The sequence below is a fragment of the Nostoc sp. DedQUE05 genome, from assembly GCF_034530955.1.
GTDB lineage: Bacteria > Cyanobacteriota > Cyanobacteriia > Cyanobacteriales > Nostocaceae > Nostoc.
Window position 1 is genome coordinate 416,263 of the sequence record NZ_JAVRCB010000001.1, and the last position, 23,656, is coordinate 439,918.

24 protein-coding genes are annotated in these 23,656 nt (G+C 42.1%); 8 read left to right on the forward strand and 16 right to left on the reverse strand.

Annotated elements, in window-relative coordinates:
* Nucleotides 1–57: 57 nt before the first annotated feature.
* The 6 genes from RMZ42_RS01815 to RMZ42_RS01840 form a co-directional block, all read right to left on the reverse strand.
* On the reverse strand, nt 58–522 hold the full coding sequence (locus RMZ42_RS01815) for a CBS domain-containing protein (RefSeq protein WP_322669771.1): 465 nt from the start codon (nt 520–522) through the stop codon (nt 58–60).
* A 297-nt stretch (nt 523–819) separates the two neighbouring features.
* The gene (gene mutT, locus RMZ42_RS01820) at nt 820–1,236 is read right to left on the reverse strand and encodes an 8-oxo-dGTP diphosphatase MutT (protein WP_322669772.1); all 417 of its coding nucleotides are present in this window, start codon (nt 1,234–1,236) and stop codon (nt 820–822) included.
* 542 nt (nt 1,237–1,778) lie between these two features.
* Entirely contained in the window at nt 1,779–2,123 is a 345-nt protein-coding gene (locus tag RMZ42_RS01825) for a DUF760 domain-containing protein (protein ID WP_322669773.1), read from the reverse strand.
* A 237-nt stretch (nt 2,124–2,360) separates the two neighbouring features.
* Nucleotides 2,361–3,317 (reverse strand): RNA polymerase sigma factor, RpoD/SigA family, encoded by a 957-nt coding sequence (locus RMZ42_RS01830; RefSeq protein ID WP_322669774.1) that lies wholly within the window; start codon nt 3,315–3,317, stop codon nt 2,361–2,363.
* A 643-nt stretch (nt 3,318–3,960) separates the two neighbouring features.
* Nucleotides 3,961–7,218: a carbamoyl-phosphate synthase large subunit gene (carB, locus tag RMZ42_RS01835; protein WP_322669775.1), complete on the reverse strand. Its 3,258-nt coding sequence runs from the start codon at nt 7,216–7,218 to the stop codon at nt 3,961–3,963.
* 610 nt (nt 7,219–7,828) lie between these two features.
* A complete protein-coding gene (locus RMZ42_RS01840) occupies nt 7,829–8,383 on the reverse strand; it encodes a Dps family protein (RefSeq protein WP_322669776.1) in 555 nt (184 codons plus the stop codon).
* Nucleotides 8,384–8,837: 454 nt separating this feature from the next.
* On the opposite strand from RMZ42_RS01840, the gene RMZ42_RS01845 reads away from it, so the two are divergent.
* From RMZ42_RS01845 to RMZ42_RS01855, 3 genes are all read left to right on the forward strand, one after another.
* Nucleotides 8,838–9,095: an Asr1405/Asl0597 family protein gene (locus RMZ42_RS01845; RefSeq protein WP_322669777.1), complete on the forward strand. Its 258-nt coding sequence runs from the start codon at nt 8,838–8,840 to the stop codon at nt 9,093–9,095.
* 63 nt (nt 9,096–9,158) lie between these two features.
* Nucleotides 9,159–9,812: a (2Fe-2S) ferredoxin domain-containing protein gene (locus tag RMZ42_RS01850; protein WP_322669778.1), complete on the forward strand. Its 654-nt coding sequence runs from the start codon at nt 9,159–9,161 to the stop codon at nt 9,810–9,812.
* A gap of 363 nt (nt 9,813–10,175) precedes the next feature.
* Nucleotides 10,176–10,541: a hypothetical protein gene (locus tag RMZ42_RS01855; protein ID WP_322669779.1), complete on the forward strand. Its 366-nt coding sequence runs from the start codon at nt 10,176–10,178 to the stop codon at nt 10,539–10,541.
* Between the two features lie 286 nt (nt 10,542–10,827).
* Here RMZ42_RS01855 and RMZ42_RS01860 read toward each other — a convergent pair whose 3' ends face one another.
* Nucleotides 10,828–12,801, reverse strand: coding sequence for an ATP-binding protein (locus RMZ42_RS01860; protein ID WP_322669780.1), 1,974 nt, complete (start codon nt 12,799–12,801; stop codon nt 10,828–10,830).
* A gap of 96 nt (nt 12,802–12,897) precedes the next feature.
* Nucleotides 12,898–13,242, reverse strand: coding sequence for a hypothetical protein (locus tag RMZ42_RS01865; RefSeq protein ID WP_322669781.1), 345 nt, complete (start codon nt 13,240–13,242; stop codon nt 12,898–12,900).
* Nucleotides 13,243–13,430: 188 nt separating this feature from the next.
* Between RMZ42_RS01865 and RMZ42_RS01870 the strand changes: the two genes are divergently transcribed.
* Entirely contained in the window at nt 13,431–13,676 is a 246-nt protein-coding gene (locus tag RMZ42_RS01870; protein WP_322669782.1) for a toxin-antitoxin system HicB family antitoxin, read from the forward strand.
* Nucleotides 13,677–13,730: 54 nt separating this feature from the next.
* Here the strand turns inward: RMZ42_RS01870 and RMZ42_RS01875 are convergent, their stop codons facing one another.
* The 3 genes from RMZ42_RS01875 to RMZ42_RS01885 form a co-directional block, all read right to left on the reverse strand.
* Nucleotides 13,731–14,144, reverse strand: coding sequence for a putative toxin-antitoxin system toxin component, PIN family (locus RMZ42_RS01875; protein WP_322669783.1), 414 nt, complete (start codon nt 14,142–14,144; stop codon nt 13,731–13,733).
* Complete coding sequence (locus RMZ42_RS01880; RefSeq protein WP_322669784.1) at nt 14,132–14,386, reverse strand: hypothetical protein; 255 nt, start codon at nt 14,384–14,386, stop codon at nt 14,132–14,134. Before RMZ42_RS01880 ends, RMZ42_RS01875 begins: the two co-directional genes overlap by 13 nt.
* A 222-nt stretch (nt 14,387–14,608) precedes the next feature.
* On the reverse strand, nt 14,609–17,365 hold the full coding sequence (locus RMZ42_RS01885; RefSeq protein WP_322669785.1) for a pentapeptide repeat-containing protein: 2,757 nt from the start codon (nt 17,363–17,365) through the stop codon (nt 14,609–14,611).
* A 123-nt stretch (nt 17,366–17,488) separates the two neighbouring features.
* Between RMZ42_RS01885 and RMZ42_RS01890 the strand changes: the two genes are divergently transcribed.
* A complete protein-coding gene (locus RMZ42_RS01890) occupies nt 17,489–17,728 on the forward strand; it encodes a hypothetical protein (RefSeq protein ID WP_322669786.1) in 240 nt (79 codons plus the stop codon).
* 317 nt (nt 17,729–18,045) lie between these two features.
* Here the strand turns inward: RMZ42_RS01890 and RMZ42_RS01895 are convergent, their stop codons facing one another.
* Nucleotides 18,046–18,519, reverse strand: a complete 474-nt coding sequence (locus RMZ42_RS01895; protein WP_322669787.1) for a hypothetical protein — start codon at nt 18,517–18,519, stop codon at nt 18,046–18,048.
* A 103-nt stretch (nt 18,520–18,622) separates the two neighbouring features.
* Here RMZ42_RS01895 and tumA point away from each other — a divergent pair, with 103 nt between their 5' ends.
* Together tumA and tumE are read left to right on the forward strand one after the other, a co-directional pair.
* Nucleotides 18,623–18,853, forward strand: a complete 231-nt coding sequence (gene tumA / locus RMZ42_RS01900; RefSeq protein ID WP_322669788.1) for an antitoxin TumA — start codon at nt 18,623–18,625, stop codon at nt 18,851–18,853.
* A 148-nt stretch (nt 18,854–19,001) separates the two neighbouring features.
* A complete protein-coding gene (tumE, locus tag RMZ42_RS01905; RefSeq protein WP_322700922.1) occupies nt 19,002–19,247 on the forward strand; it encodes a toxin TumE in 246 nt (81 codons plus the stop codon).
* Nucleotides 19,248–19,391: 144 nt separating this feature from the next.
* On the opposite strand, the gene RMZ42_RS01910 is transcribed toward tumE, so the two are convergent.
* The 4 genes from RMZ42_RS01910 to RMZ42_RS01925 all read right to left on the reverse strand — a co-directional run bounded on the left by RMZ42_RS01910 (nt 19,392) and on the right by RMZ42_RS01925 (nt 21,765).
* Entirely contained in the window at nt 19,392–19,814 is a 423-nt protein-coding gene (locus RMZ42_RS01910; RefSeq protein ID WP_322669789.1) for a type II toxin-antitoxin system VapC family toxin, read from the reverse strand.
* Nucleotides 19,811–20,065, reverse strand: coding sequence for a hypothetical protein (locus RMZ42_RS01915; protein ID WP_322669790.1), 255 nt, complete (start codon nt 20,063–20,065; stop codon nt 19,811–19,813). The genes RMZ42_RS01910 and RMZ42_RS01915 overlap by 4 nt, the downstream gene beginning before the upstream one ends.
* 13 nt (nt 20,066–20,078) lie before the next feature.
* Nucleotides 20,079–21,203, reverse strand: coding sequence for a Rid family detoxifying hydrolase (locus RMZ42_RS01920; protein ID WP_322669791.1), 1,125 nt, complete (start codon nt 21,201–21,203; stop codon nt 20,079–20,081).
* 130 nt (nt 21,204–21,333) lie between these two features.
* On the reverse strand, nt 21,334–21,765 hold the full coding sequence (locus RMZ42_RS01925) for an NUDIX hydrolase (protein WP_322669792.1): 432 nt from the start codon (nt 21,763–21,765) through the stop codon (nt 21,334–21,336).
* 338 nt (nt 21,766–22,103) lie between these two features.
* On the opposite strand from RMZ42_RS01925, the gene malQ reads away from it, so the two are divergent.
* Nucleotides 22,104–23,618 (forward strand): 4-alpha-glucanotransferase, encoded by a 1,515-nt coding sequence (gene malQ, locus RMZ42_RS01930; protein ID WP_322669793.1) that lies wholly within the window; start codon nt 22,104–22,106, stop codon nt 23,616–23,618.
* Nucleotides 23,619–23,656 lie beyond the last annotated feature (38 nt).

The window sequence follows — 23,656 nt, forward strand, 5'->3', positions numbered from 1 at the left end:
CTTGATTTTCAAATGTATAAAAAAGACAGACGCGATTAATCGCGTCTTTACTTTTGACTAATCTTGACTAGCAGCCATAGCTCGAATAACATCACCACGAGTCAGGATACCAATTACTTGACCTGTACTATCAAGTACTGGCAAGCGGTGAACGCTGCGATCGTGCATGATTGTAGCTGCTTCTTTTAAAGTTTTGTCAGGGGAAATAGCGATCGGGTTTTTACTCATCACCTCCCCGACAGTTTGCCCTAAAGCCTTATGCAAATCACGGTCATACGTAGCAGGATTTTTTAAATAGATAACACTATCAAGAAACATAATGTACGCAGGTGGAGTAACACCAGTTTCTTGCCACATCAAATCAGTTTCCGAGATAATGCCTACCAATTTACCGAGATCGTCCACAACAGGTAGTCCGCTGATATGGCGTTCTGCGAGAATTTGGATAGCTTCCTTGAGTGGAGTTTCCTCCCGGACAACAATAGGATCGCGGCTCATCACATCGGCAACGGTTTTAGGCATTTATTTGCTGACACCTTAAATCAAAGTCCCTGCGCCTATTGTAGAAAATTGCGGGACTCAACCTGATGCAATTAATAGATTGTTACGGGATTGGTCATTTGTTATTTGTCATTTGTCATTTGTCATTTGTCATTAGGCACTTGTACTGAGCCGCTAAAGCGAAAGCTCCGCTAACGCGTAGCGTCTTGTAGAGAAGCCGTTGGCGCAGCCTCTCCAAGAGTTGTATTGGGCATTGGTTATTAATTATTCTCCTCTGCTCCTCTGCTCATCTGCACCCCTTCTCCCTCTGCTTCTTTCCTAGCCCCCACTTCCTTTTAATGCAGCAATAATTTGAGTATTTGCTTTCGGAAAAGTAAAATATTCCAGTTCTTCCAAATTTACCCAGCGAATTTCATCGGATTCCAAAGGTTGGGGGATACCTGTAAGATGGCGGCAGTGATGTACTGTGAGGGTAACGCGCAAGTTTGTATAACTGTGGTCAATAGTAATCAGATGCTCTCCCACTTCAATTACTATTCCCAGTTCTTCGTAAATTTCTCGTTGAATACACTCTTGGATGGTTTCACCAGGCTCTATTTTACCACCAGGAAATTCCCACAAACCACCCATCGCTCCTTCTGGACGACGGCGGTCAATCAAAATTTGCTTTTGGTCATTCCAAATTACTGCAACACCAATGATTTTATGGGGTGGGAAAGAACTAGTTTCACTCATAGTTGAATGGCGAGTAGGGAAAAATTCCTGAATTTTGATTCTTGACTAATAACAAAACTCGGCAGATTAGTTGTAACTCTGCCGAGTCTAAATTTATTGCAAAGGTCATTTAGCACTGTTCGTTTATCCACAAATGTGCATTAATCATTTATAAATACGCCTTTAATATCGTGTCCGGTTAAAATTTATTATTAAGACCGCAGAAGTTTAGAGGAACGTTATTTTTATACTTTCTACTAGGTTCAGCAATTATAACTAACTAGTCATATATCATATAATTGATTGAACTAATCAAAAAACTACAGAAGTTCACAGAGAGGCGAAATCAAAGACTCCGCGTTACTCTGCGTCAACCTCCGCGTTACTGTGCGTTTAAATTTCAACCTTAATTCTTCACTATTTTGGATATTTGACAAAACTTAGTTGATACATATTTGGGAATTAGCGGCAAAGATTTCGCAGAGACTTATTTTCAATTTATATCGCTGTAACTTTGACTAGCTATCAGCCCAACTATGTTGAATTTCCCAAATTTTAAATTTCTAATCAACATCACTGTTGTTAGTTTCAGATCCTTGTAGGGCCATTTCAAAATTCATTCTCTGTTCGGCGTTACGTAAGAAATAACCACTAATCATCGCAGAAGCAAGAAGCCTACCTAAATTTTCCCGATTTGTGGTGACAGTAACACCAAAGTGTTCTGAAGGTAGATTACCTAATAGTCCTGTAATATTTCGTTCCATTACCTGAAAGACTTCGGCAGACGTGGGTTTGGATAGCTGGGTAACTGTCTCTGGACTCAAGGATTTAACGTACTGCCATAGTAAATCGTTAGTTTCTGCTTCGCTATTAAAAAATTCTGAGACACGATTGGATGGGTTACTCATTTTTTAGCTCCTTAACTACCACTATTAGCTGCGGTGCTTGTGATTTGAATATTAAATGTTTGTTTTGGATTTGACTTAGTTATTTTGTCTTCCTGTCAACTAATGTAACAGCCTAGCGTAAGAGTGGAAGTAGGTGTAACCGTACCAAAGTCAGCGTATTTTCTCACCAATTGGTCAGTAGTCATTGGTCTTTAGTCCTTTGTTAACAACTAATGACAAATGACTAATGACAAATGACTAACTTGCCAAATATTCATCCATGTTGGCTTTAGACTTGCGAAGTTTGCTTAAGGCTTCCCGTTCAATTTGTCGGACTCGTTCTCTACTGATGTTCAATATTTCACCAATTCTAGCCAGAGTCAGAGCTTGCCCATCAGTTAAGCCAAAACGCAGTGTGATTACTTCCCTCTGTTGTGGCGTGAGATCGCCCATCAAGCGATCTAAGTCATAAGATAGGGAAGATTGCATAACAAACTCTTCGGGAGAAGCGCCTGGATCTTCCAGCATTTCTCCAAGTTCGGTGTCGTAGTTATCACCCAGCCGCAAATCCAAGGAAAGAGGCAAACGCGCCTTTTCTAAATACTCTCGCACTTGTTTGGGCGTCAATTCTAATTCTTGAGCTAGCTCCCCAGCCGTAGGAGCGCGTCCCAACTTTTGAGACAATTGGCGCTGTGCCTTTTTAATCTTATTTAATTTTTCGGTGATATGGATCGGCAACCGAATGGTACGAGCTTTTTCGGCTATAGCACGAGTAATAGCTTGCCGAATCCACCAATAGGCATAAGTAGAAAATCTGTACCCTTTGGTGGGGTCAAACTTTTCTACGCCCCGTTGCATACCAATGCTACCTTCTTGAATCAAGTCCAGTAAATCGACGTTACGCTTGATGTATTTTTTGGCAACGGAGACTACCAGCCGCAAATTGGCTTCTACCATCTTGCGCTTGGCAATTTCACCATCTGCGATCGCTTCGTTCAACTCTGTTGGTTCTAGGTTTGTTGCTTTGGCCCACTCTTCTAGAGTCGGTTGATAACCTAGCTGGGTGGCAAGAGATTCCCTTGATTCGTGCAAAGCGCAGGAACGTTGCACTTGTTTACCATAGAAAATCTCTTCCTCGTGGGTTAAAAGTGGCACACGGCCAATCTCACGCAGGTAAGTCCGCACGAGGTCTGTGGCTGTCTGAGCGGTCTTCATGGCGCTACTCTTTGGTAATGATGGGGTTGGCGGTAGGGTCATTAAGGGATAGATGCTTTCTTTAGCTTTCTTTATTTATTAAGGTTCTACCCAGTCAGACTGGGAACCCGTACTATGGTTTGCAACTTACGCGCCTGAGAAAGTCGTCGTCGTCGTCGGCTGCTCATAATAATCAAATTTAGGCTTCTTAACTGCTAAAACTACAGTTATTTTCTATTTTTCACAAGTATCTACAGTTAGATAAAAGGTTGCTTTTTAAACATTTTTTATGAAAGTCCTATTAACAATTGTAACATTTCTGAGAATATTTTGGCTAGATGGCGACATGAAATTTCCTGGTTTTTCCAGTTCATTGAATGTTGGTCTCTATCTGAAGGTTGACTAAAAGTCAATTTAAGAAACGATCTGATTCAAATAATTTTCCTCATATTTGTTAAAGTATCTCAATGAGAACTATATTCATTCTCTTCTAACAATTGTTTAATTTTTCTGGCAATTGGGAATTGTAAATCGGGAATTGGGCATGGGGCATGGGGCATTGGGTGTAGTTATTCCCCTTGTCTCCCCTGCTCCCCTGCTCTCGTTCGGCTACGCTCACGGCAAGTCTGCTTCCTGCTCCCTTACTACCCTGCTTTCCTACTCCCTAAAGAGGGCAGTACTCTTGGATAGTTTTTACATCCAAAGTCGTATTTTGTAAGGAACGGATAGCGGCGACAGTAGCTTTTGCACCAGCGATGGTAGTAATGATGGGAATTTTGTAAGCTAAGGCTGTGCGGCGGATTAACCTAGCATCAGTCTGGGCTTCTTCCCCTGATGGTGTGTTGATAATAAGTTGGATTTTCTGATTTTTGATCGCATCTAGGACGTGGGGACGACCTTCATGGAGTTTTAAGACTAATTCAATATTTAACCCCTGCTCCAGAAGAACTCGGCGTGTACCAAGGGTAGCCATCACTGTAAAGCCCAAATCGATAAATTCCTTGACCACACCACTTGCAGCAGCTTTATCGCGATCGCTCATTGATACAAATACAGTTCCCGTTAGCGGTAAACGCTCCCCAGCACCCATCTCCGCTTTGGCAAAGGCACGGCCAAAGTCGCTGTCAATCCCCATCACCTCACCAGTGGATCTCATTTCTGGGCCCAATATTGTATCAGTTCCTGGGAATTTATTAAAGGGTAATACAGCTTCTTTTACAGCAATATGTATGGGAATGACTTCCTCTGTAAAATTTAGCTCCTCTAAGGTTTTACCCGACATAATTAAGGATGCTAGTTTCGCTAGCTGTACGCCCGTAGCTTTAGATACAAATGGCACTGTGCGAGAAGCGCGGGGATTGGCTTCTAAAATGTAAACTTGGGGAGAATAGCTGCTTGCACCGACAACGGCAAATTGAATATTCATCAACCCTACGACTGACAATGCTTGTGCTAGCTGTATCGTCCAAGTACGAATCTGATTGAGAACTGCTGGTGATAGGGAAATGGAAGGTAAGGAACAAGCAGAATCTCCTGAGTGAATACCTGCTTGCTCAATGTGTTCCATAATACCGCCAATTACCACTCTTCCTGTATGGTCGGCGATCGCATCGACATCGACTTCAATCGCGTTTTCCAAAAACTTATCAATTAAAATCGGATGTTCTGGTTCTACGAGTACCGCAAAGGTCATGTAGCGTTCCAACTCAGAATCGGAATAAACGATTTCCATCGCCCGTCCCCCCAACACATAGCTGGGACGCACCACCACTGGATAGCCAATACGTTTGGCGACAATCAGCGCATCTTCGTAACTCCGCGCAATACCATTAGGTGGTTGGGAAATATTCAACTGTTGGAGAATCTTTTCAAACCGCTCCCGGTTTTCTGCCATGTCGATGGAATCTGGCGATGTCCCCCAAATTTTAGTGAGCAGTCCTGATGCGTCATTGTTAAGAAACTCTTGTAAAGGAATAGCCAACTTTAGCGGCGTTTGTCCGCCAAACTGGACAATTACCCCGACTGGATTTTCAGTTTCGATGATGTTAAGAACATCTTCTTTTGTTAACGGCTCAAAGTAAAGGCGATCGCTGGTATCGTAGTCTGTCGAAACTGTCTCTGGGTTAGAATTGACCATAATCGTCTCATAGCCTGCATCCTTCAAGGCGTATGCAGCGTGACAACAACAATAGTCAAACTCAATTCCTTGTCCAATGCGGTTGGGGCCACCACCCAAAATCAACACTTTTGGCTTGGTTACAGGCAAAACCTCTGTTTCTTCTTCGTAGGTAGAATAGTAGTAGGGAGTAAACGCTTCAAACTCAGCAGCGCAGGTATCTACTGTTTTGTAAACTGGGATGATTCCTAGTTGTTTGCGGTAGGTGCGAACTTCATCTTCAGTGGTTTTGGTGGCGTAAGCAATCTGGCGATCGCTATATCCATCCCGCTTCACTTCATAAAGTTGCTCTTTTGTCAATTGCTGCAAAGGTGTCCGCTTGAGGAATTTCTCGACATCTAGCAATTGCTGAAATTTATCTAGGAACCAGGGGTCAATACCAGTCAGTTCGTAGATTTCCTCAGCACTAATCCCTAGTTGCAAGGCATGGCGCACGGAGAAAATGCGATCGGGGTTAGGTGTCCGCAGTTGGGCGCGGATTTGTTCGCCACTGGGTAGTTTTTCGGCTCCATCGCAACCCCAACCAGCACGTCCGGTTTCGAGCGATCGCAGTGCCTTTTGGAAGGATTCATTGAATGTGCGCCCAATTGCCATTGCTTCCCCAACTGATTTCATTTGGGTTGTCAGCACTGCGTCAGAACCGGGGAACTTTTCAAAGGCAAAGCGGGGAATTTTTGTCACCACATAGTCAATTGTCGGCTCAAAGGACGCGGGAGTTTTCTTGGTGATGTCATTTTTAATTTCATCCAAGGTGTAACCCACAGCCAATTTTGCAGCCATTTTGGCGATCGGGAAACCCGTGGCTTTGGAAGATAAAGCCGAACTGCGGGAAACGCGCGGGTTCATCTCAATTACAACCACATCGCCATTAACTGGATTGATGGCAAATTGAATATTAGAACCGCCAGTTTCCACACCGATCTCACGGATGATTTTAATTGCCATATCCCGCAGCCTTTGATATTCTTTATCAGTAAGGGTTTGCGCGGGAGCGACGGTAATAGAGTCTCCGGTGTGGATGCCCATAGGGTCAAGGTTCTCGATGGAGCAGATAATCACCACGTTATCTGCCAAGTCACGCATCACTTCGAGTTCATATTCTTTCCAGCCGAGTAAAGACTGGTCAATGAGAATTTGCGAAACAGGGCTGGCATCTATACCTACCTGTGCCATTTCTTCAAATTCTTCTTGGTTGTAGGCAATGCCGCCGCCACTTCCACCCATTGTGAAAGCTGGACGAATAATTAGGGGATAACTACCAATTTGACGGGCAACAGCTTTGGCTTCTTCTAAAGATTCGGCTGTGCCACTGGGACATACGGCTACCCCAATCCTTGCCATTGCTTCACCAAAAAGTTTTCGATCTTCAGCTTTTTCGATCGCTGGGAGTTTAGCGCCAATTAACTCAACGCCGTACTTTTCCAGCACCCCATTTTTGGCTAAAGCAACGGCGATGTTGAGCGCGGTTTGTCCTCCCATCGTTGGTAGGAGAGCATCGGGGCGTTCTTTTTCGATGACTTTTTCGACCAATTCCGGTGTCAACGGCTCAATGTAAGTGCGATCGGCCGTTTCCGGGTCGGTCATAATCGTTGCAGGGTTGGAGTTGACCAAAACCACTTCATAGCCTTCTTCTCGGAGCGCTTTGCAGGCTTGAGTGCCAGAGTAGTCAAACTCACAGGCTTGTCCGATCACAATTGGACCAGAACCTAACAGTAGAATCTTCTGGAGGTCGTCACGGCGGGGCATAGTCGTTGCCTTGGAATACGAGAATAGAAATCCTGATCATTTTAAGGGTCTTTACCCCCTATGGTGCTTTTTATTATTAAGTTTTCTAAGTTTGATGACAGGAAGGAGTGGGGGAGTAGGGGAGCAGGGGAGCAGGGGAGACAAGGGGACAAGGGGGAATTATTGAACAAGTCTTTTCCTTTTTTCTTGTCTACCTTGTCTCTTCCCCATGCCCCATGCCCCATGCCCCATGCCCCATGCCCCATGCCCAATGCCCAATGCCCAATGATTATTTTGTATTTCTAATTTTATTTAATTATCATGCTCAAATTTCTAAACCTTTTGCGAATCTTTATTATTTAATCTGATGAAACTTGCAATAAATGATGATTTATTTTGGTGTATATCTGTCTGCTTATTTATATACAAAGAAATTATTTAAATAAAAATTTATTTTAACTAGCTAATTGCTAAATATTTTCAACATTAAATATTATATAAATATGTTTACTTAAATTAAAAATGGCAGAGAAATAGGGATACCATTCTCTGCCATTTTTTATATTATTTTAATAGTTGGTGCTACCAACTTTTTTTCAGTCTAGGTAGACAAATCTAGATTATGAGAATTTTAGCTTTGAGCTGCTTGGACAAACCCTAAAGTTAAGCTGTCTTTGGCGAGGAAGTGAGATAAATGATACGCACGTTCCTCAGTTTTCAACAAAATCTTTTCGTACAGATAGCGCGTACCTCGATCGCCTAAACTCTCTGCCTGAGCAGCTTGGCGACGAATAACGCCAATGATTGCTTGTTCGGCAGCTAGATCGTTTTCCACCATTTGGCGAGAGGAATATACGCCTTCAGATTCTTGCTCAAAACAGGTTAATTCTGCTAATTTGCTGAAGGTAGCTACTGGCACACCACCCAGTCCATCTAAACGTTCTCCAATTTCATGAACGTGGTCTTGTACTTGGTTGTAGCTTTCGTTAAAAAACTCATGCAGAGAGTAAAATTCTGAGCCTTCAACTACAAAATGATGCTTTTGGTACTGCAAGTACAGTGCCTGGAAACTAGCTAATACAACGTTAAATCCTTCTGTTACTGGAGCAGTTACACTGCGATCCAGTAACACAGGATTGTCATATACATGACCAAAATTCCGTAACAAAGTTTGCGTTTCAGACATTGTTCTCCTCGCTATTTAGCAATTATAGATTTTAACTGCTTATTCTTTACATATTAACATTTTCACAATAATAGCAAGCCAATTTGCCATCACAATATTTTGTATTTTTGTTTACTAAAAGTCTTAAGTTTATTGTTTGCTAGATTATGGCACGCTCATCAAGTTGTGTATATTTCTCATTACTGTTGACATGAAAATTTAAGTGTGCATCCATCCCGAAGGGAGGAGGGGAGATGGAGGAGTAAATGCCTCCTTGGCTTAATATTCCTCGTCATCCCCCTCATCTCCCTCATTGGGGGATTGCAAGAATTATATTTTTTTTCCAAAATTAATGAGAATTGTTTGCACTTAAGGTATGCTGGTTTTAAGAGGCTAGACTACTAAGATTTTCAAAAAGCAGGAAGTTAAATGGCCGTAGTTACTACAAGTTTGTTGCACTTTGAGGGCAATTCTCTTGAAATCGTATAGTTCTGAAATAGAAATAAACCACCTTGTAGAGGTGAATTGGGTAGACCGCTGGCAAGTCTATCAACGCTTAGAGGAGTTAGACATTCCCTGTAGTTGTGCGACTAACCAGCCATTAAAAGTTGAAATTAGCAATCCGACTGCGGCTGTTCAACTTTGGAGTGTAGTACGGCGATTTACAGCCTCTCGTCAAGACCAAATTTGGACTCTTGAGTGTTGCTGGAAAAGTCGCTATCAACAGTTCTAATTTTTTGCTACTGCTGAGAATATCTCGCTTGACAGCTTGTTTTAGTAAAAAGGAGGTTAAAAAATGGGTGCATCTCACAATATGGAAGTATCAAAATTTTGCCTTGAGGGCAGATTTATAGATTTTGTTATTAAAGACGGCTATAAGCTAAAAGGTTTACTGCTAAGTACTCATGAGGGTGAATGCTACGTTAAACTCGCTAAACACTTACGGGCTGCTTTTGATTTGCGGCTACCAGCAGGTACTTGGCTACAAGTTGTTGGTTATAGAGAATACGATATAAAAAAAGACAAAGTTACACTCAAAGCTGAACGTGTGATGGCGGCGCGTTCTGAAACAGCAACAATTCAAATGATCGCACCAGTCCAAGAACCCCCATCGATTGATAATGTTAAGGTAAAGCCAGCTAAGGCTAAAGCCACTATTTTGGTGTGTCAAAAGTCTGATTGTATGAAACGCGGTGGTAAAGGAGTTTGTCAGGCGTTGGAGGCAGCTTTAAGCGATCGCGGTTTAGAAGACCAAGTTACAATCAAGGGCACTGGTTGTATGAAGAACTGTAAAGCCGGGCCGAATTTAGTAATGCCAGATAAAACCCGCCATAGTCGAATTCAAGCTGCACAGGTTCCAGCGTTAATGGATAAGCATTTTGGTGACAAGAGTTTATCAGCGCAGCCTGAGAATTTAAGGGAAGTAGTGATATCTAATGGCAAGCTTTAAAGAAAAAATTCATAAAATCTTGACATTTCCATGAAAAAGCTTAATAATATCTTCTCAAGTGTGTTCCGTTAAGACTCGGCTGTAAAGCCCGCTAGAAGTTTGTAATAAAATCAAAAAACTGGCTTTAATTAAGGCCAGTTTTTTGAATGAAAAGGATTTTTATTAAGCAATTTTTAATTGGGATGGTTCGATAATTTAAAAAGATTCAAGGGAATGTGATTGATTGGTGAGTACGTAGACGCACTGAGGCTTGTTGTTAGACATCGCTTACAGTGGAAGCGTCAATCATCAATGACTTAAAAACAAATGCCACACACCCCGCAGTGGATATATATCGTTTTTTTCCCACTTAGCACGATAGTCATGATTTTTGTATTCCGTCATGACTGGAATCACCTCGCTAAACTCTACAGCACCCAAGAAGCGCCGCCACAAAACTTCTCCCGAATGCAAAGTGGTTCTGTGGGTTTAGTGTATTACAAAGGAACTTTAAATGTTGGTACAAATTCTCAAGGGATTTATCTGAGTATTTTCCCGTTGTTTAGCTTTGGACTTACGCCGTTGTTGATTCCCTGGAGTGCCATTAGCAAGATTGAACCTGCTAACCAACTATTTATTGAGCGTTTTCGCTTATATCTTGGTTCTCCAAAAGTCAAACTGATTTTAAGCAAAGATATTTTGGAACCAGCTAAAGAATTTTTAGCCACAAAGGGATTTGAGTGGATTTAGACAAATCCCGTTTTTAGCTGGCTGATATCATTCTGAATTTTAAATTTTGGATTATGTCTCTTAATGTGAAGCAAGCTATGCGTAGTGTCTCATTTAATACAGAATTACATTGAGCGATCGCCACACTTTCTCATAAGAAAGGAAAATTCGCTTAACATTTTTATGTAATTGCGTTCAGCCGCCAGTCTCTCGAATGCAAGTAGGCTGAGATATTGCGCTTACCCGTTTCTGTGCCAGAGGTTGAAATCCCAGGCTCATAATGCAAGTCCATTTGAGTGGACTTGCATTATGAGAGAGGAAATTGATTAGCAGTTTCTTGTTGGGACTTGTGGGTTTTCTGGAGAGTAGGTTGCAAATTACATGACTTAGTTAGACAAAATAGCAACAACTGTCGGATGGATGTAGCTTGCAGATGGTCAGGGAAGACAATTAAAAAGTCATTTAGGTCTTGGATAGCTTTACCAATAGATTCTGAGGAAGCACCTTTTGATAAGGCATAGCGATACAAATCGTTTGCTTGTTGAGTGTATTGAGCAGCCAAATAGTAAAGGGCTAAATTAAAAGTATTACGCCAGTCTTTAGCATCTTTTTTGCAATGTTCTGTAGCCAGCTTGATAGCGGGTACTAAGACAGTTTGTGCTTTGTGTGGTTGGTTAAGGGCTAAGTAGACTAAAGCACGATTATATCTAGCATCTTCATAGCGTTTTTCCTCATAAGCTTTTAACCCATTTGCTAATTGCTTACCCCAATACTGAACTTCAGCAGAATCCCCATCTTTACCAGCCTGAAGCATTGTTTTTGCATATTGTTGGGCAAAAGTGGGTTGATTTTTGAGGAGAGCAAGAAATTCATTAAGAGCTACAAATAAATTCCTTTGCGGTGACTGACATAATTTATGGTACAAAACATTTAAAGTGTGACTTTGCCAGCTAGGATCGCGCTGTTTGTTATCTTCATCCAATTGCAAATCGTTCCGCAGGCTGTCATAATATTGAGCCAACTTACCATGTATGTCAGCCCAACCTTGCGGCGATGAAAGGCGTTTGTGGCATAACATTTGGGTTTTGACGACATCATGATAAACCCAGCCGTTGCTACGTTCGTTGATAAAAGATGTTTCTTTCAACCAAGAAAATAGCTCATCAGCTTCTTCTTCCGTTCTTAATTTGGCTATAACATCCCGGTTCAAGCACCGAGGAATGGCAGCATCAAGCACCACTTGTCGCCGTTTGGGATCGTCAATCCATTTTAAAAAGTTTTTTACAGCACTACTGCTAGGCTCAATTACCTGGTTGGGGTGATTGGGATGAGCATCTGCTAACATTTCTATTAGCAGGGGTAAGTTTCCAGAAGCGTTTAAAATCACTTCAACAATGCGATTATCTGTAATGCCTTTGTGAATTAGGTATTGTTTGGCTTCTTCTTCTGTAAACGGTTCTAGAGGCAAACGAACTATTAATCCTTCGTAGGATGCCCAGTCATTTTTATCTAATTCTTGCCGACTGGCAACGATCATTAATATATTGGCAGAGACTTTACCGTGCTGGTTCTCAAAAATTTCCCGTAGCCAGTTCTCTAGGAATTCTCCGGTGCGTTCTGAGGTATCGAAAAACAGGACAACAGGAGTTTTATCAGCAATTTTAGAAATATCTTGCAAAAATAGCGGGGTCAGAACTTCTTTAGGTTCTTTAACTAAATGTACCTCATCTTTATTTGTGATTTTCTTTGCAACATAAGACGCCCATTCGCCGGCTTGAGTGGCCAAAGCATTCTCATCTACAAAGTCAAATACAGCACCGCCAACTGGAACTCGACGCGCCAGATGCACACCAGTTTTTACCATAGTTTTCCCAACAAAAGCGGAAAAACCTTGAGGAGCTTCTGGATCTGTTTCTAATTCTTGGCACTTTTGGCAGTAAACTTTGTAGCGATCGCTAAACTGCGTTAGTTTGTAACCTTGCTGTTCTAACTCTTCAGCGATACGACCCATGACTTCTGGTATAGTTTTTTCAGCTTCATCAATGTAAGTCGAAATCATTTTTGCTTCGTCAGCAATTTTCCGAAACTGCCGCAGCAAGGTAGTTTTACCAACTCCGCCTTGACCAGAAACGTTAAACAGAAAACAATGGCGATTGTCTTCTACTGGTAATGCTAAATTTTGGCGAAATCGGTTTATTTGGTCTTCACGACCGACAAAATTTGATTGTTGACGTTGCTTAACAATATCTTGTAAACTCTTGGGCTTGTCTTGGGTATTCATAACAAGATTTAATTTTGAGGCGTTAATGTCTATAAACAGAACTACCAAATATACAAAATGTATTTCGGAATTTACTAAACTTTTTCGAGATAGTTTTTATGCGTTGACCTTCTGAGGCTCAACGTTGACCTTCTGAGGCTCAACGTTGACCTTCTGAGGCTCGATGTTGACCTTCTGAGGCTCGATGTTGACCTTCTGAGGCTCAATGTTGACCTTCTGAGGCTCGATGTTGACCTTCTGAGGCTCGACTTTGACCTTCTGAGGCTCGACTTTGACCTTCTGAGGCTCGACTTTGACCTTCTGAGGCTCGACGTTGACCTTCTGAGGCTCAAAAATGCCTTGGCGATTAGAAATCGCGGCTATACAGACAAAACCCGCACTTCGGCACCTTTCGGCTTCGCTCAAGGCAAGAAGCTCAGTGACCACCTGCGCGGGTTTCAAGAATCTTTGGAAACAAAATGCAAAAACGGCATAACATTGTTATGCATAACAAAGCGATCGCCTACGCTTTGTCATGAGCAAGGCAATGTAGTAGTAGCGTAGGCGTAGCCCGCACTTCGACAAAGCTCAGTGACCACCGCAGGCATCGCTTAATATTTGTATGCATTTGGGTTTAGCGAGAGCATGTCATGAGCAACCTGAGCATCCAGCTTCCTGACTCTTTGTACAAAAGTTTGCAGGAACTTGCCAAACAAGACGGGATTTCTATCGATCAGTTTGTGGCGATAGCAGTTGCGGAGAAAATCGCTGCACTCACAACTGAAATTTATCTAGGGGAGTTAGCAAAACGAGGCAGTCGAGAAAAATACGACGCAGTTTTAGCGAAAGTACCAGATATTGAACCGGAATCTTACGATCGCTTACCCACAGGCTAACAATGCAATGCAGGGATGTGTAGAGTCTTCAACCTCAGTGTTAAGTTCATTTGATTATTCAGGTATAACCAACGTCAGAAAATCTTTGGCACTAACAATTGCAATACCTTGATAACTGCCCAGAGGTAACAAATGCCGCTTGTCGCCCGTGACAATATGAGTTGCATTCCCAACAATGGCGCACTCTAGTACCATGTTATCGTTTGGGTCAATAGTGAGAAAATTTAAAGTGTTGGCAATTGTGATTAATCGTAGAAAAGTAAGCAAATCAGCTATTGTCTCAATTACTTGAATAGGCGTAAATTTCAACTTCTGTTCTAACTTTTCGGTTAGTTCATCAAGTATTTCTGGACAAATTAAACCTTTTACCCGGCCTTGGCGTGCCAAATCAATACAGTGATAAGGACTACCTTTCCAGCCAATAGCAGATAGCAAAACATTTGTATCAAACACTACTATTGGTCGCACTCTCTGTCCTCATGCACTAAGTCATCTATAAATGACTCACGTTGATCTTCTGACATACTATCCCAATCTAAACCACGTTCAGCACACAAGTTCCGTAATTGGGTTTGGGCATACTCCATACGAGAATTTCGCTCTTGCTCACTTTCCTGTGCTAGGGCTAATAATACTACTCTTTTACTTTCTGGAGGTAGCTGCTTGACTAATTCAATTACTTGTTCATCGCTCAGTGTCAGCTTTGGCATGGTTGTTACCGGAAAACTGGATTAGTTTTTCTCAATTCTTATTTCAGCGTATCAAGAGATTTGACTTGCGATCGCCTACGATTTGTCGCAAGGCAAAGTAGTAGCGTGCAATTGGGTTTAACGCTGTTTTGGTAGGGTGTGTTAGCAGCATAACGCATAGAAAGTATCTAGAATAATGCATTAAGAATGTAATACACTCTACAAATTCTTAATGTTTGTAAGTCATTTATCGGAGTCTGAACCTGAAGCCTCATTTAAGTCTGCGAAATTTTCGCCCTCAAGAATCGTCCCTTCAAGATATGTTCCTTCAAGATATGCCCCTTCAAGATTCGCCCCTTCAAGATATGCTCCTTCAAGATTCGCCCCTTCAAGATACGCCTCTTCAAGATTCGTCCATTTAAGATCCGCCCCTTGAAGATTTGCCCCTACAAGAATCGCATCTGGAAGATACGCCCCTTGAAGATTTGCCTCTAGAACATTCGCCTTTTCAAGATTTGCCTCTGCAAGATTTGCGTCTAGAAGATTTGCCCTTTCAAGATTCGCCCCCTCAAAATTCGTCCATCCAAGATTCGCCCCTGCAAGATTTGCCCCTTTAAGATTTACTCGTTCAAAATTAGCCTGAGAAAAGTCTTTGTAAACTAAAGCGCAACCTTGCAAATCCAAAAAACTTAGGCAATTCAAGCAAAACACATCAGTATAAGTATTGATTCTTTGCCCTTGCAAGCGTGAAATCCAGATACCAAAAGCTTCAGGAGTATGCCATTTAATCTTTGAAACTGTCTTTGTCACTCTAGCGCAAGCATTTAAGACAGCTAACAACGCTTCTTCTGCATTTCGTGCTTGTTTATTTTCTTCTTGAAAATCAGGTCTGGGAGTCAAGCGTTCCATCGGCATTCCATGACGCAACATAAAACCAATCAGATGGCATAATGTCTGCTGCCAATTGCCAACATCCGATGGATTCTGTAAACGCATTTCATCTGCAACAAACTTAAAAAGGTATTCATCCATAGGGGATGCACCGCACAGAATTGCCCACCTTTTTAAAGCCTCGCGTTCATCCCATCCTTCATCTGGATCGTTCTGGCGATCTTTCAACTTTTTATCAATGAGTCTAACTTCTCGCACAATGCGTTTCGCTGTCAAATATTCACCAAAACTTTTGTGAGTAAATTCAAAAGTTTTTTCCTGTTCTTTAACTCCACTCTCCCGAAAATAAAAGGCAGTCAAAAGACGACTTACGCCTAATTTGGCACTTTCCTGAAACTTGTCTAAAAGACTCTTTAAACTACTGTGTTCACAATGGGCTTCAATCTCTCTGACTGTTGTTGTTCGTCCATCTCCATGCCAGGAAGCTAAAGCAATTTCTTCGAGAATGCGAACAAAGTCTTTTTCCGCAATTCCATCAATGGCCGGATGTTGATGACGCTCCCAACCGCGCTGATAAACTGCTGTGAGCAAATTTGCATAAATTGCATTCAGGTTGCCGTCTGTAGGAAATTTCTTTTGCTGGTCAAAACTCAACGCTACTAAATAATTTAGCAAGGGTTGGGCAGTAATTTCTGTAAGGTTATCTTGATTTAACTCTTCTGGTAAGCAATCATAAGCCCGTCCGCTAGCATTGCCGTATTTCTGCCACCAAATCTGACGTTGATCTTGCTGCAACAAGTTTTGATCGTCAATGTAATTTTTTCTTTCATCTTCAATAACGAAATATGGCAAGATATGCAATATTTGCTGTGGTTGGCGAAAGTCGCTACTATTTGCTTGCACTACCAGTTCTCGACCACTGATTAATACTTGTAAGAAAGTTTCACGCCCATTAAACCGCTCTACTTTTCTTTGTACTTCACGCACAAATTGTTGAGCTATCTCAGTAGCAATTTTGCCCTGCATGGCAAGTTCATCTAAACCATCGAAAATAATCAGTAAGCGAGAATCTGCCTTATCTTTATCTAGGGGATTATGTCTGAGAAAGCCATCGTCTCGGACAAACTTACCAACTGCATCAACTAAATCATCCGAGGGTTCAAAATGGTGCAAAGGAATAAATAAAACCGGAATTTTACCTTTTTCTGCTTGGTTAGCTGCAAAAATTTTAGTAAAAGAAGATTTACCACTTCCTGGGCCACCACTAATCACTCTAATGGCATCATTGCGATCGCCTTTTTCTAACCAAGCTTCTAGTTCAGTTTCTAAATCAAGAACAATTCGCTGATATTTCTCATCTTCTCTCACCCGGCGTTCAAATTCTTCTGATTTTTCACCCCCAACTTTCTGCTTATAGTAGGCGTGTAAAGGAACATAAACCTGTTTTAAACCAAAAGCTTCTAAAAGCATCGGTTCTTCAACCTGTTTTTGTAGCCAAGCTAAATAACGCTGCCATGACTGTTCCCGTTCATTGGCTTGAGTAAACGGGGTATCCAGTTCTTCTTTTAAACAAGCATATTTTTCTGGATGTTTTGCCCACTCTTCATGTAAAGCAAATACAAAATACGTAGGAAGACGATGACTAATTGTTAGTGCCTGTGCCTGATTGACGCTAAAGTATTTTAACCAGTCGGCAAAAGCAGTTTTAACCGCTTCCAGAATCGGCAAATCTTTGGGACGGCGAAAAAAATCTTGGTCAATACGCAATTCTATCCTTTCTAGGGAATCGTTGAGGCGATCGCACAATAGCTCAAGATCGCTTTGGTTTGGTTTTTCAAACAGTAACTCTTGATTTCCTTTTACCAAACTCACTATTGCTTCTACCAAAGAACGGTAAATTAGTAACCAAGCAACTTCCTCTGGTGCTGACCCTAAACCTAGTGCTGATGTAGCTTCCACAGCATCTTTGGCTACCTCTCCCCACTGACCTAAGACCCCATTTATTACACCTTTTCCTAGTGATTTGAATAGTTCTTTAAAGTCAGCGTTAATGGGTTTATTCCATAATGCAACAGGTTTGCTGACTGAAAATCCAGAGGTATTGCTCATAACTGTTGTATGACGCTGGTAGATGTACTGAGTTAATATATTTCAACAAGGTTTGATCGGATTCTTACTGAAAACCAGCAGTAAATTTAATAATTTATCTGGATATTTTTATGCGTTGACCTTTTGAGGCTCGACGTTGACCTTCTGAGGCTCAACGTTGACCTTCTGAGGCTCAACGTTGACCTTCTGAGGCTCAACTTTGACCTTCTGAGGCTCAACGTTGACCTTCTGAGGCTCGACGTTGACCTTCTGAGGCTCGACGTTGACCTTCTGAGGCTCGACGTTGATCTTCTGAGGCTCAACTTTGACCTTCTGAGGCTCGACGTTGACCTTCTGAGGGTCAAAAATGCTTTGGCGACTTAGCGCTTATCGGTGAAGTCTAATATAGACCTAACCCCCAGCCCCTTCCCTACAAGGGAAGGGGAGTAAGATTTAAAGCCTCTCCCCTTGTAGGGGAGAGGTTTGGAGAGAGGTTAAAGTGTATTTTAGATTAACGAGATGCACTATATAAATCGCGGCTATACAGACAAAACCCGCACTTCGGCAAGCTCAGTGACCACCTGCGCGGGTTTCAAGAATCTTTAGATACAAAACGCAAAAAGGGCATAACAATGTTATACCCCTATAAATTATGTGTATTCTAGTAAGTTTACAACTGGTGTGATTACCTGTTTTAAGCTTTAGCTGACTGGTACTTCGGGTTGCTTTTTCTTAGAACGGCGGTTAAACCTGCGTCCCATCTCATCAATTACTGCATCTAAACCTGTGACATCACCGCTAGCTTTGGCATAGCTATAAACTGCTAATGCTGAGGCATAGGCTTCACTAGCAGCAGCTATACAGGTATCATCTACCAGTTCTTGCAGTTGTGTCAAAGATAACAGCACCGGATACAAGTCCTCATATATTTCTAAGTCCCGGCGCATCTCTTCTAAATCAAAAGAACGGGGCAAAAAGTTAGGGTTTTGTGTCGCTACTTCTAAAGCTTTGCTGACAAAAGCCCGACTTTTATCTCCCATTTTCAACATTGTTCGCCTGTCTTCGGGGGTCAAATCAACCAAAAACGGTAACTTTTCCCGAATAGTGGTTATCGCCTGCATGACTGCTTCTTTATCTGCTGGGGCGAGGCTAGCACTGATGCGATTTTCTGCCATTTTTAATACTCCTTTAGGGTACTTAATTTCAGTATTCCCAAAGTTGTAGAGGCGATCGCCTTTGTTGAGAGATAATTAACGATGAAACTGAATGCAGAAATCAATGCGTAAACAAATGATCGAATATACATCTCCACTAGATGCGCTGATTGCCCTTACCAAACAGGTAAATACCTATGAAATAAAGTACCAAATGAATTCAGAAGATTTTTTTGCCCAATATAGCCAAGGCGCAACTTCTGACGATGAAGTATTTGTCGAATGGGCAGGAAACTACCAACATTATCTAGCTCTACACCAAGATATAAAGAGCAAACTCAGAGATGTCGCGTAAAGTCATCCAAGCATATTTAGATGAAATCGATCAACTTTTACTCAACTGCTCTAACACATACGTTGAAGAATATAGTGCCGTAATTTTAACGACAGAGAGAGCTAATCTCCGCATTAGAATACGTTTCGCTCTCAAATATTGACTAGGAATCAGTGAAGCCTTTGTTATTGTAGATAATCAGATTACATATATCGATTACCGCTATCACTTTCAAAACGAGCAAAATAGTTTGATTTTTCGTTATGACAGTACACCACACTTTCCCAATTTGCCTAGCTTCCCGCACCATAAACATCTTTTCGATAACGTAATTGCTTGCGAAAAGCCACATATAGCCGATGTGCTACAAGAAGTGATGGAGTTTTTAGAGTCAAAACAAAACAATCAAATGTAACCGTTAAAATTTGCTCATTGATGCGTTCCTCCTAACCGCCAATCACAGCGATCGCATTCATCAGAGGAGAACACTCAAAAATACTTGCAATTGCTAATTGCTAACTTTGCTGTTGAAGTTCTAATTTTTTAAACCACGATCCAGTCAAGCTTGTATTTCCAGCAAAAGTGCCTGATAACCTGCTTGGACAAAATGTTGATCAGCCGTGGCTGCAATAATTAACCCCTGATCCTGCATGACAATAAACGAAATACAATCAGTTAAACCCCAGGTTTTGTCTAGACGGGATTGATAAAGTTTTAAAGCATGGTTGAGCAGTGGTGTGTCTACACTCACAATATACATATTTGGGGTTTGATAGCACTGTTGGATAAACTGCATGGCAGCTGTGCGATTAAAAGCACTCAAAGCATTACCAACTTCGATTAAAACAGCTTCAGTAACCCATACTTCAACAGCATTTCGGACACGCGGTAGCAGCGTTCTAGCCTTGATATGGTATTGATCGCGTGCATTCAGTAACGCCTGGATAAAAACAGTGTCTAAAAATATTCGCTCACCTGTCATGTGTTAATTTCAGGTTGACGTTTTGGTGTGCCATACAGGTAATAATCGTGTTGACTTGCCCAATCATCGGGTGCATCAACTGTTCCAGTTAAACCTTCTAATACATCCCATGCATCAGCTACTTTAATTTGAGATGAGTTAATATCCTCAGAAACAATGGTAATCACATAGCGTTTGTTCGGTTCTAAATCAAGTGGAATATCTGGCCGCAAAACAGAACCATCAAATGTAACTGTTAAAATTTTGCTCATTGTTCTATTTCTCCTAACCGCCAATCACAGCGATCGCATCAATTTCTACCAACACATCTTTAGGTAAGCGCGATACCTGCACACAAGCCCGCGCTGGGGCTGTATTTTCCGGGAAATATTTAGCATAAACGGCATTCACCGCCGCAAAATCATTCATATCAGCTAAAAATACAGTGGTCTTCACCACATCTTGAAAAGTCGCACCGGCTTCTGTGAGGATGGCTTCAAGATTAGCTAATACCTGCTCAGTTTGCTTTTTGACATCATCAGTGTAGACGACATCACCAAGGCGGGGATCGATGGCAATTTGTCCAGCTATAAATATAAATTGACCTGAAGCTGCGATCGCTTGATTATAAGGGCCGACTGGTGCGGGTGCGTTATCAGTATTAATTACTTTACGAGTCATAGATATTACTTTCTCTAACGATGTTTCCTGTTTACCGATTTCTGCTTCAGCTGCGATCGGTTTGTAGACTTCTCCATCTGGCATTATCGCACCAGTCAGGTCAGCATCTTTAAAGGTTGCCCCATAGATATTTGCCCCTGTTAAATTTGCCTTCTTCAGGTTTGCTCCATCGAAATTTGCCATCATCAAGTTTGCATCCGAAAGACAGGCTCTTTCTAGATTTGCTCTTTGCAGACAAGCTTTGTTGAGATTTGCTTTTTCCAAGCAAACCCTAACCAAATCCGCCTCAGCTAAATCTACCTCTGATAGATTACATTTCTCCAAAGTGACTCCCCTGAGTATGGCTTTCTGGAGATTTGCCCCATGAAAATTTACTTCAGTTAGTTTTATCTGAGTAAAGTTTGCGCTAGTCAAGTCTGCCCCACTCAGATTTGCATTACTGAAATTTGCACAACTTAAGTCCGCACCACTCAAGTCTGCCCAACTAAGATTGATTGAAGAACCCTCTATCCCACTCAAATTTGCATTTATTAAAGATGCTCTACTAAGGCTAGTATTATTAAGTTTCGCCCTAGTCAGGTTTGCGTCACTCAAATCTGCTCCATTCCAATTTGCATTAGATATATCTATATCAGTTAGGTTTGCACCCTTCAGGTCTATGCCTTGGCGATTTATAGTAAACTGCCGTCCCCCTGCGGCGTATTTCTCCAACAGTTTGCCAGCATCCATAACGCACCCTTAAATACCACTGACACAGTATAATCACAAAAACTTTGTGTCACAGATATTCCTCTCTTTTCTTCCTTCTCTTCGAGACGCTGCGCGAACGCGCCCTTTGCGCCTTGGCGGTTCGTTCCTCTTACCCCAACCTTGGACGTATCCCATAATGCCGATATCGCCAATAATCGCGCAGAATGCGATCGTGGTCAAAACATAAATCACCAGGCACACGCCAAGACTCAAAAATACCTACACCCTTAGCATCATCTCCAGCTACAGGTTCCCCCGTAGCTGTCGCTAAAAACACAATGCTAATGGTATGTTGACGCGGATCGCGATCGGGGTCAGAATACACCAGTAATTGTTCAACCAACTCTACCTGCAAACCCGTTTCTTCTTCAGCTTCTCGCCGCGCCGCCACTTCCACCGCTTCTCCATAATCTACAAAACCACCAGGAATAGCCCAACCTAAAGGTAGATTATGTCTTTCAATTAACACTATTGGCCGATGAGGTCGATCTACTAGTTCAATAATGATATCAACTGTCGGTGTAGGATTTCGGTAAGTCATAGTGATTTACTCATTAGTCATTGGTCATTGGTCATTGGTCATTAGTCACTTGTACTAAGTTTCGACTGCGCGGTAATCGAGCGACTTGTACTGAGCATAGTCGAAGTAAGTCGAGATTCAACTACCGCGTAGTCGTTGGCGTAGTCACTGAGCATAGTCTAAGTGCAGCCTCTCCAAGAGTTGTATTGGTTATTGCCAAAGGACAAATGACAAAGGACAAATGACAAACAAAATGAGTTTACTTGATTTCCCCTGCAAATACCGTTCCGTGATAAATTCGATGCGATCGCCTAGCGTTTCCATCAGACAATTGCTCCCTCTCATAATTCAGGTTACTTATGCCTTTTCCTAGATCCAGTGGCATTTTGCTGCATCCTACCTCCTTTCCCAGTCGATTTGGCATTGGGGATTTAGGCTTAGAAGCCTATCGCTTCATTGATTTTCTTAAAGAGAGCCATCAACAATATTGGCAAGTTTTACCACTGGGCCCCACTGGATACGGCAATTCTCCGTATATGTGCTACTCGGCAATGGCGGGAAATCCCCTGCTGGTTAGCCCAGAAAAACTGCGAGATGAGAATTTGCTCACTGAAGAAGACTTTGCCAATTTACCAGGATTTCCGGTAGAAAAGGTAGACTTCGAGCAGGTTGTGCCAATTAAGATTGGGCTACTCAAAAAAGCCTGTGACAACTTTAGAGCCAATGCTACGCCCATTCAGCAGAAAGAATTTGCGGGTTTTTGCGATAGTAAAGCTTATTGGCTAGATAATTACGCCTTATTTATGGCGTTGAAAGATGCCAACGACAATGCAAACTGGCACTCATGGAAGCCCGAATTTGTCAAGCGCGATCCCCAAGCATTGGAGCAAGTACAGCATCGGCTCAACGGAGAGATTTATTATTACAAATTCGTCCAATTTGAGTTTTTCCGCCAGTGGTCAGAACTAAGAAGTTACGCTAATATGCGCGGTATTCACATTATTGGCGATATCCCCATCTACGTATCTCATGATAGTGCCGACGTGTGGGCGCATCCCGATATGTTTTGCTTAGATCCAGAGACAGGTGCTGCTGCTCAAATGGCAGGAGTTCCACCAGATTACTTTAGCGCTACTGGTCAATTGTGGGGCAACCCGGTTTATAACTGGGATGAATTGCAAAAACAAGACTTTAAATGGTGGGTACAGCGCTTTGAGGCAATGCTGGATTATGTAGATATAATTCGCATCGATCACTTCCGGGGCTTCGAGGCTTATTGGGCTGTGCCGCAAGGCGAACAAACTGCCATCAATGGTAAATGGGTGGAAGCGCCTGGAGATGCTTTTTTTGAAGTGATTAGGCAAAAGTTAGGCAAGCTACCTGTCTTAGCAGAAGATTTAGGAGTAATTACACCGGGGGTAGAAGCACTGCGAGACAAGTATGAATTTCCGGGGATGAAAATTTTGCAATTTGCCTTTAGTGCTGATTCCGCTAATCCATTTTTACCATTCAATTATCCGCACAATGCTGTAGTTTATACCGGAACTCACGATAATGATACAACTATAGGCTGGTTCAATACAGCCGAGGACGAGGAAAAGCAAAACTTGTTGCTTTATTTAGGTTCTATCAGCCCTGATGGCATTCACTGGGATTTAATTCGCCTAGCTTTGAGTTCTGTAGCCAACCAAGCGATTATTCCCTTGCAAGATATTTTGGGATTAGGAAACGAAGCGCGGATGAATTTTCCCAGTATTGCAGAGGGGAACTGGGAGTGGCGCTATCAAGCAGGAGCGATAACAGACGAATTGCGCGATCGCTTGAAGGTTCTTACCAAACTCAATGGACGCGCCCCGGAAGATCAAGTCCAGTGAGGAGTGGGGCTGAGTGAGCAGGGGAGCAGAGGGGCAGG

Bases quoted from the DNA above. Each gene is read 5' to 3' on its own strand.
- RMZ42_RS01870 (WP_322669782.1), top strand. From the start codon at position 13,431: ATGAGCAACCTGAGCATCCAGCTTCCTGACTCTTTGTACAAAAGTTTG.
- RMZ42_RS01910 (WP_322669789.1), bottom strand. From the start codon at position 19,814: ATGACAGGTGAGCGAATATTTTTAGACACTGTTTTTATCCAGGCGTTA.
- RMZ42_RS01830 (WP_322669774.1), bottom strand. From the start codon at position 3,317: ATGAAGACCGCTCAGACAGCCACAGACCTCGTGCGGACTTACCTGCGT.
- RMZ42_RS01855 (WP_322669779.1), top strand. From the start codon at position 10,176: ATGATTTTTGTATTCCGTCATGACTGGAATCACCTCGCTAAACTCTAC.
- RMZ42_RS01815 (WP_322669771.1), bottom strand. From the start codon at position 522: ATGCCTAAAACCGTTGCCGATGTGATGAGCCGCGATCCTATTGTTGTC.
- RMZ42_RS01885 (WP_322669785.1), bottom strand. From the start codon at position 17,365: ATGAGCAATACCTCTGGATTTTCAGTCAGCAAACCTGTTGCATTATGG.
- RMZ42_RS01860 (WP_322669780.1), bottom strand. From the start codon at position 12,801: ATGAATACCCAAGACAAGCCCAAGAGTTTACAAGATATTGTTAAGCAA.
- RMZ42_RS01880 (WP_322669784.1), bottom strand. From the start codon at position 14,386: ATGCCAAAGCTGACACTGAGCGATGAACAAGTAATTGAATTAGTCAAG.
- malQ (WP_322669793.1), top strand. From the start codon at position 22,104: ATGCCTTTTCCTAGATCCAGTGGCATTTTGCTGCATCCTACCTCCTTT.
- RMZ42_RS01915 (WP_322669790.1), bottom strand. From the start codon at position 20,065: ATGAGCAAAATTTTAACAGTTACATTTGATGGTTCTGTTTTGCGGCCA.
- mutT (WP_322669772.1), bottom strand. From the start codon at position 1,236: ATGAGTGAAACTAGTTCTTTCCCACCCCATAAAATCATTGGTGTTGCA.
- RMZ42_RS01840 (WP_322669776.1), bottom strand. From the start codon at position 8,383: ATGTCTGAAACGCAAACTTTGTTACGGAATTTTGGTCATGTATATGAC.
- RMZ42_RS01825 (WP_322669773.1), bottom strand. From the start codon at position 2,123: ATGAGTAACCCATCCAATCGTGTCTCAGAATTTTTTAATAGCGAAGCA.
- RMZ42_RS01920 (WP_322669791.1), bottom strand. From the start codon at position 21,203: ATGGATGCTGGCAAACTGTTGGAGAAATACGCCGCAGGGGGACGGCAG.
- RMZ42_RS01895 (WP_322669787.1), bottom strand. From the start codon at position 18,519: ATGGCAGAAAATCGCATCAGTGCTAGCCTCGCCCCAGCAGATAAAGAA.
- RMZ42_RS01925 (WP_322669792.1), bottom strand. From the start codon at position 21,765: ATGACTTACCGAAATCCTACACCGACAGTTGATATCATTATTGAACTA.
- RMZ42_RS01850 (WP_322669778.1), top strand. From the start codon at position 9,159: ATGGGTGCATCTCACAATATGGAAGTATCAAAATTTTGCCTTGAGGGC.
- carB (WP_322669775.1), bottom strand. From the start codon at position 7,218: ATGCCCCGCCGTGACGACCTCCAGAAGATTCTACTGTTAGGTTCTGGT.
- tumA (WP_322669788.1), top strand. From the start codon at position 18,623: ATGCGTAAACAAATGATCGAATATACATCTCCACTAGATGCGCTGATT.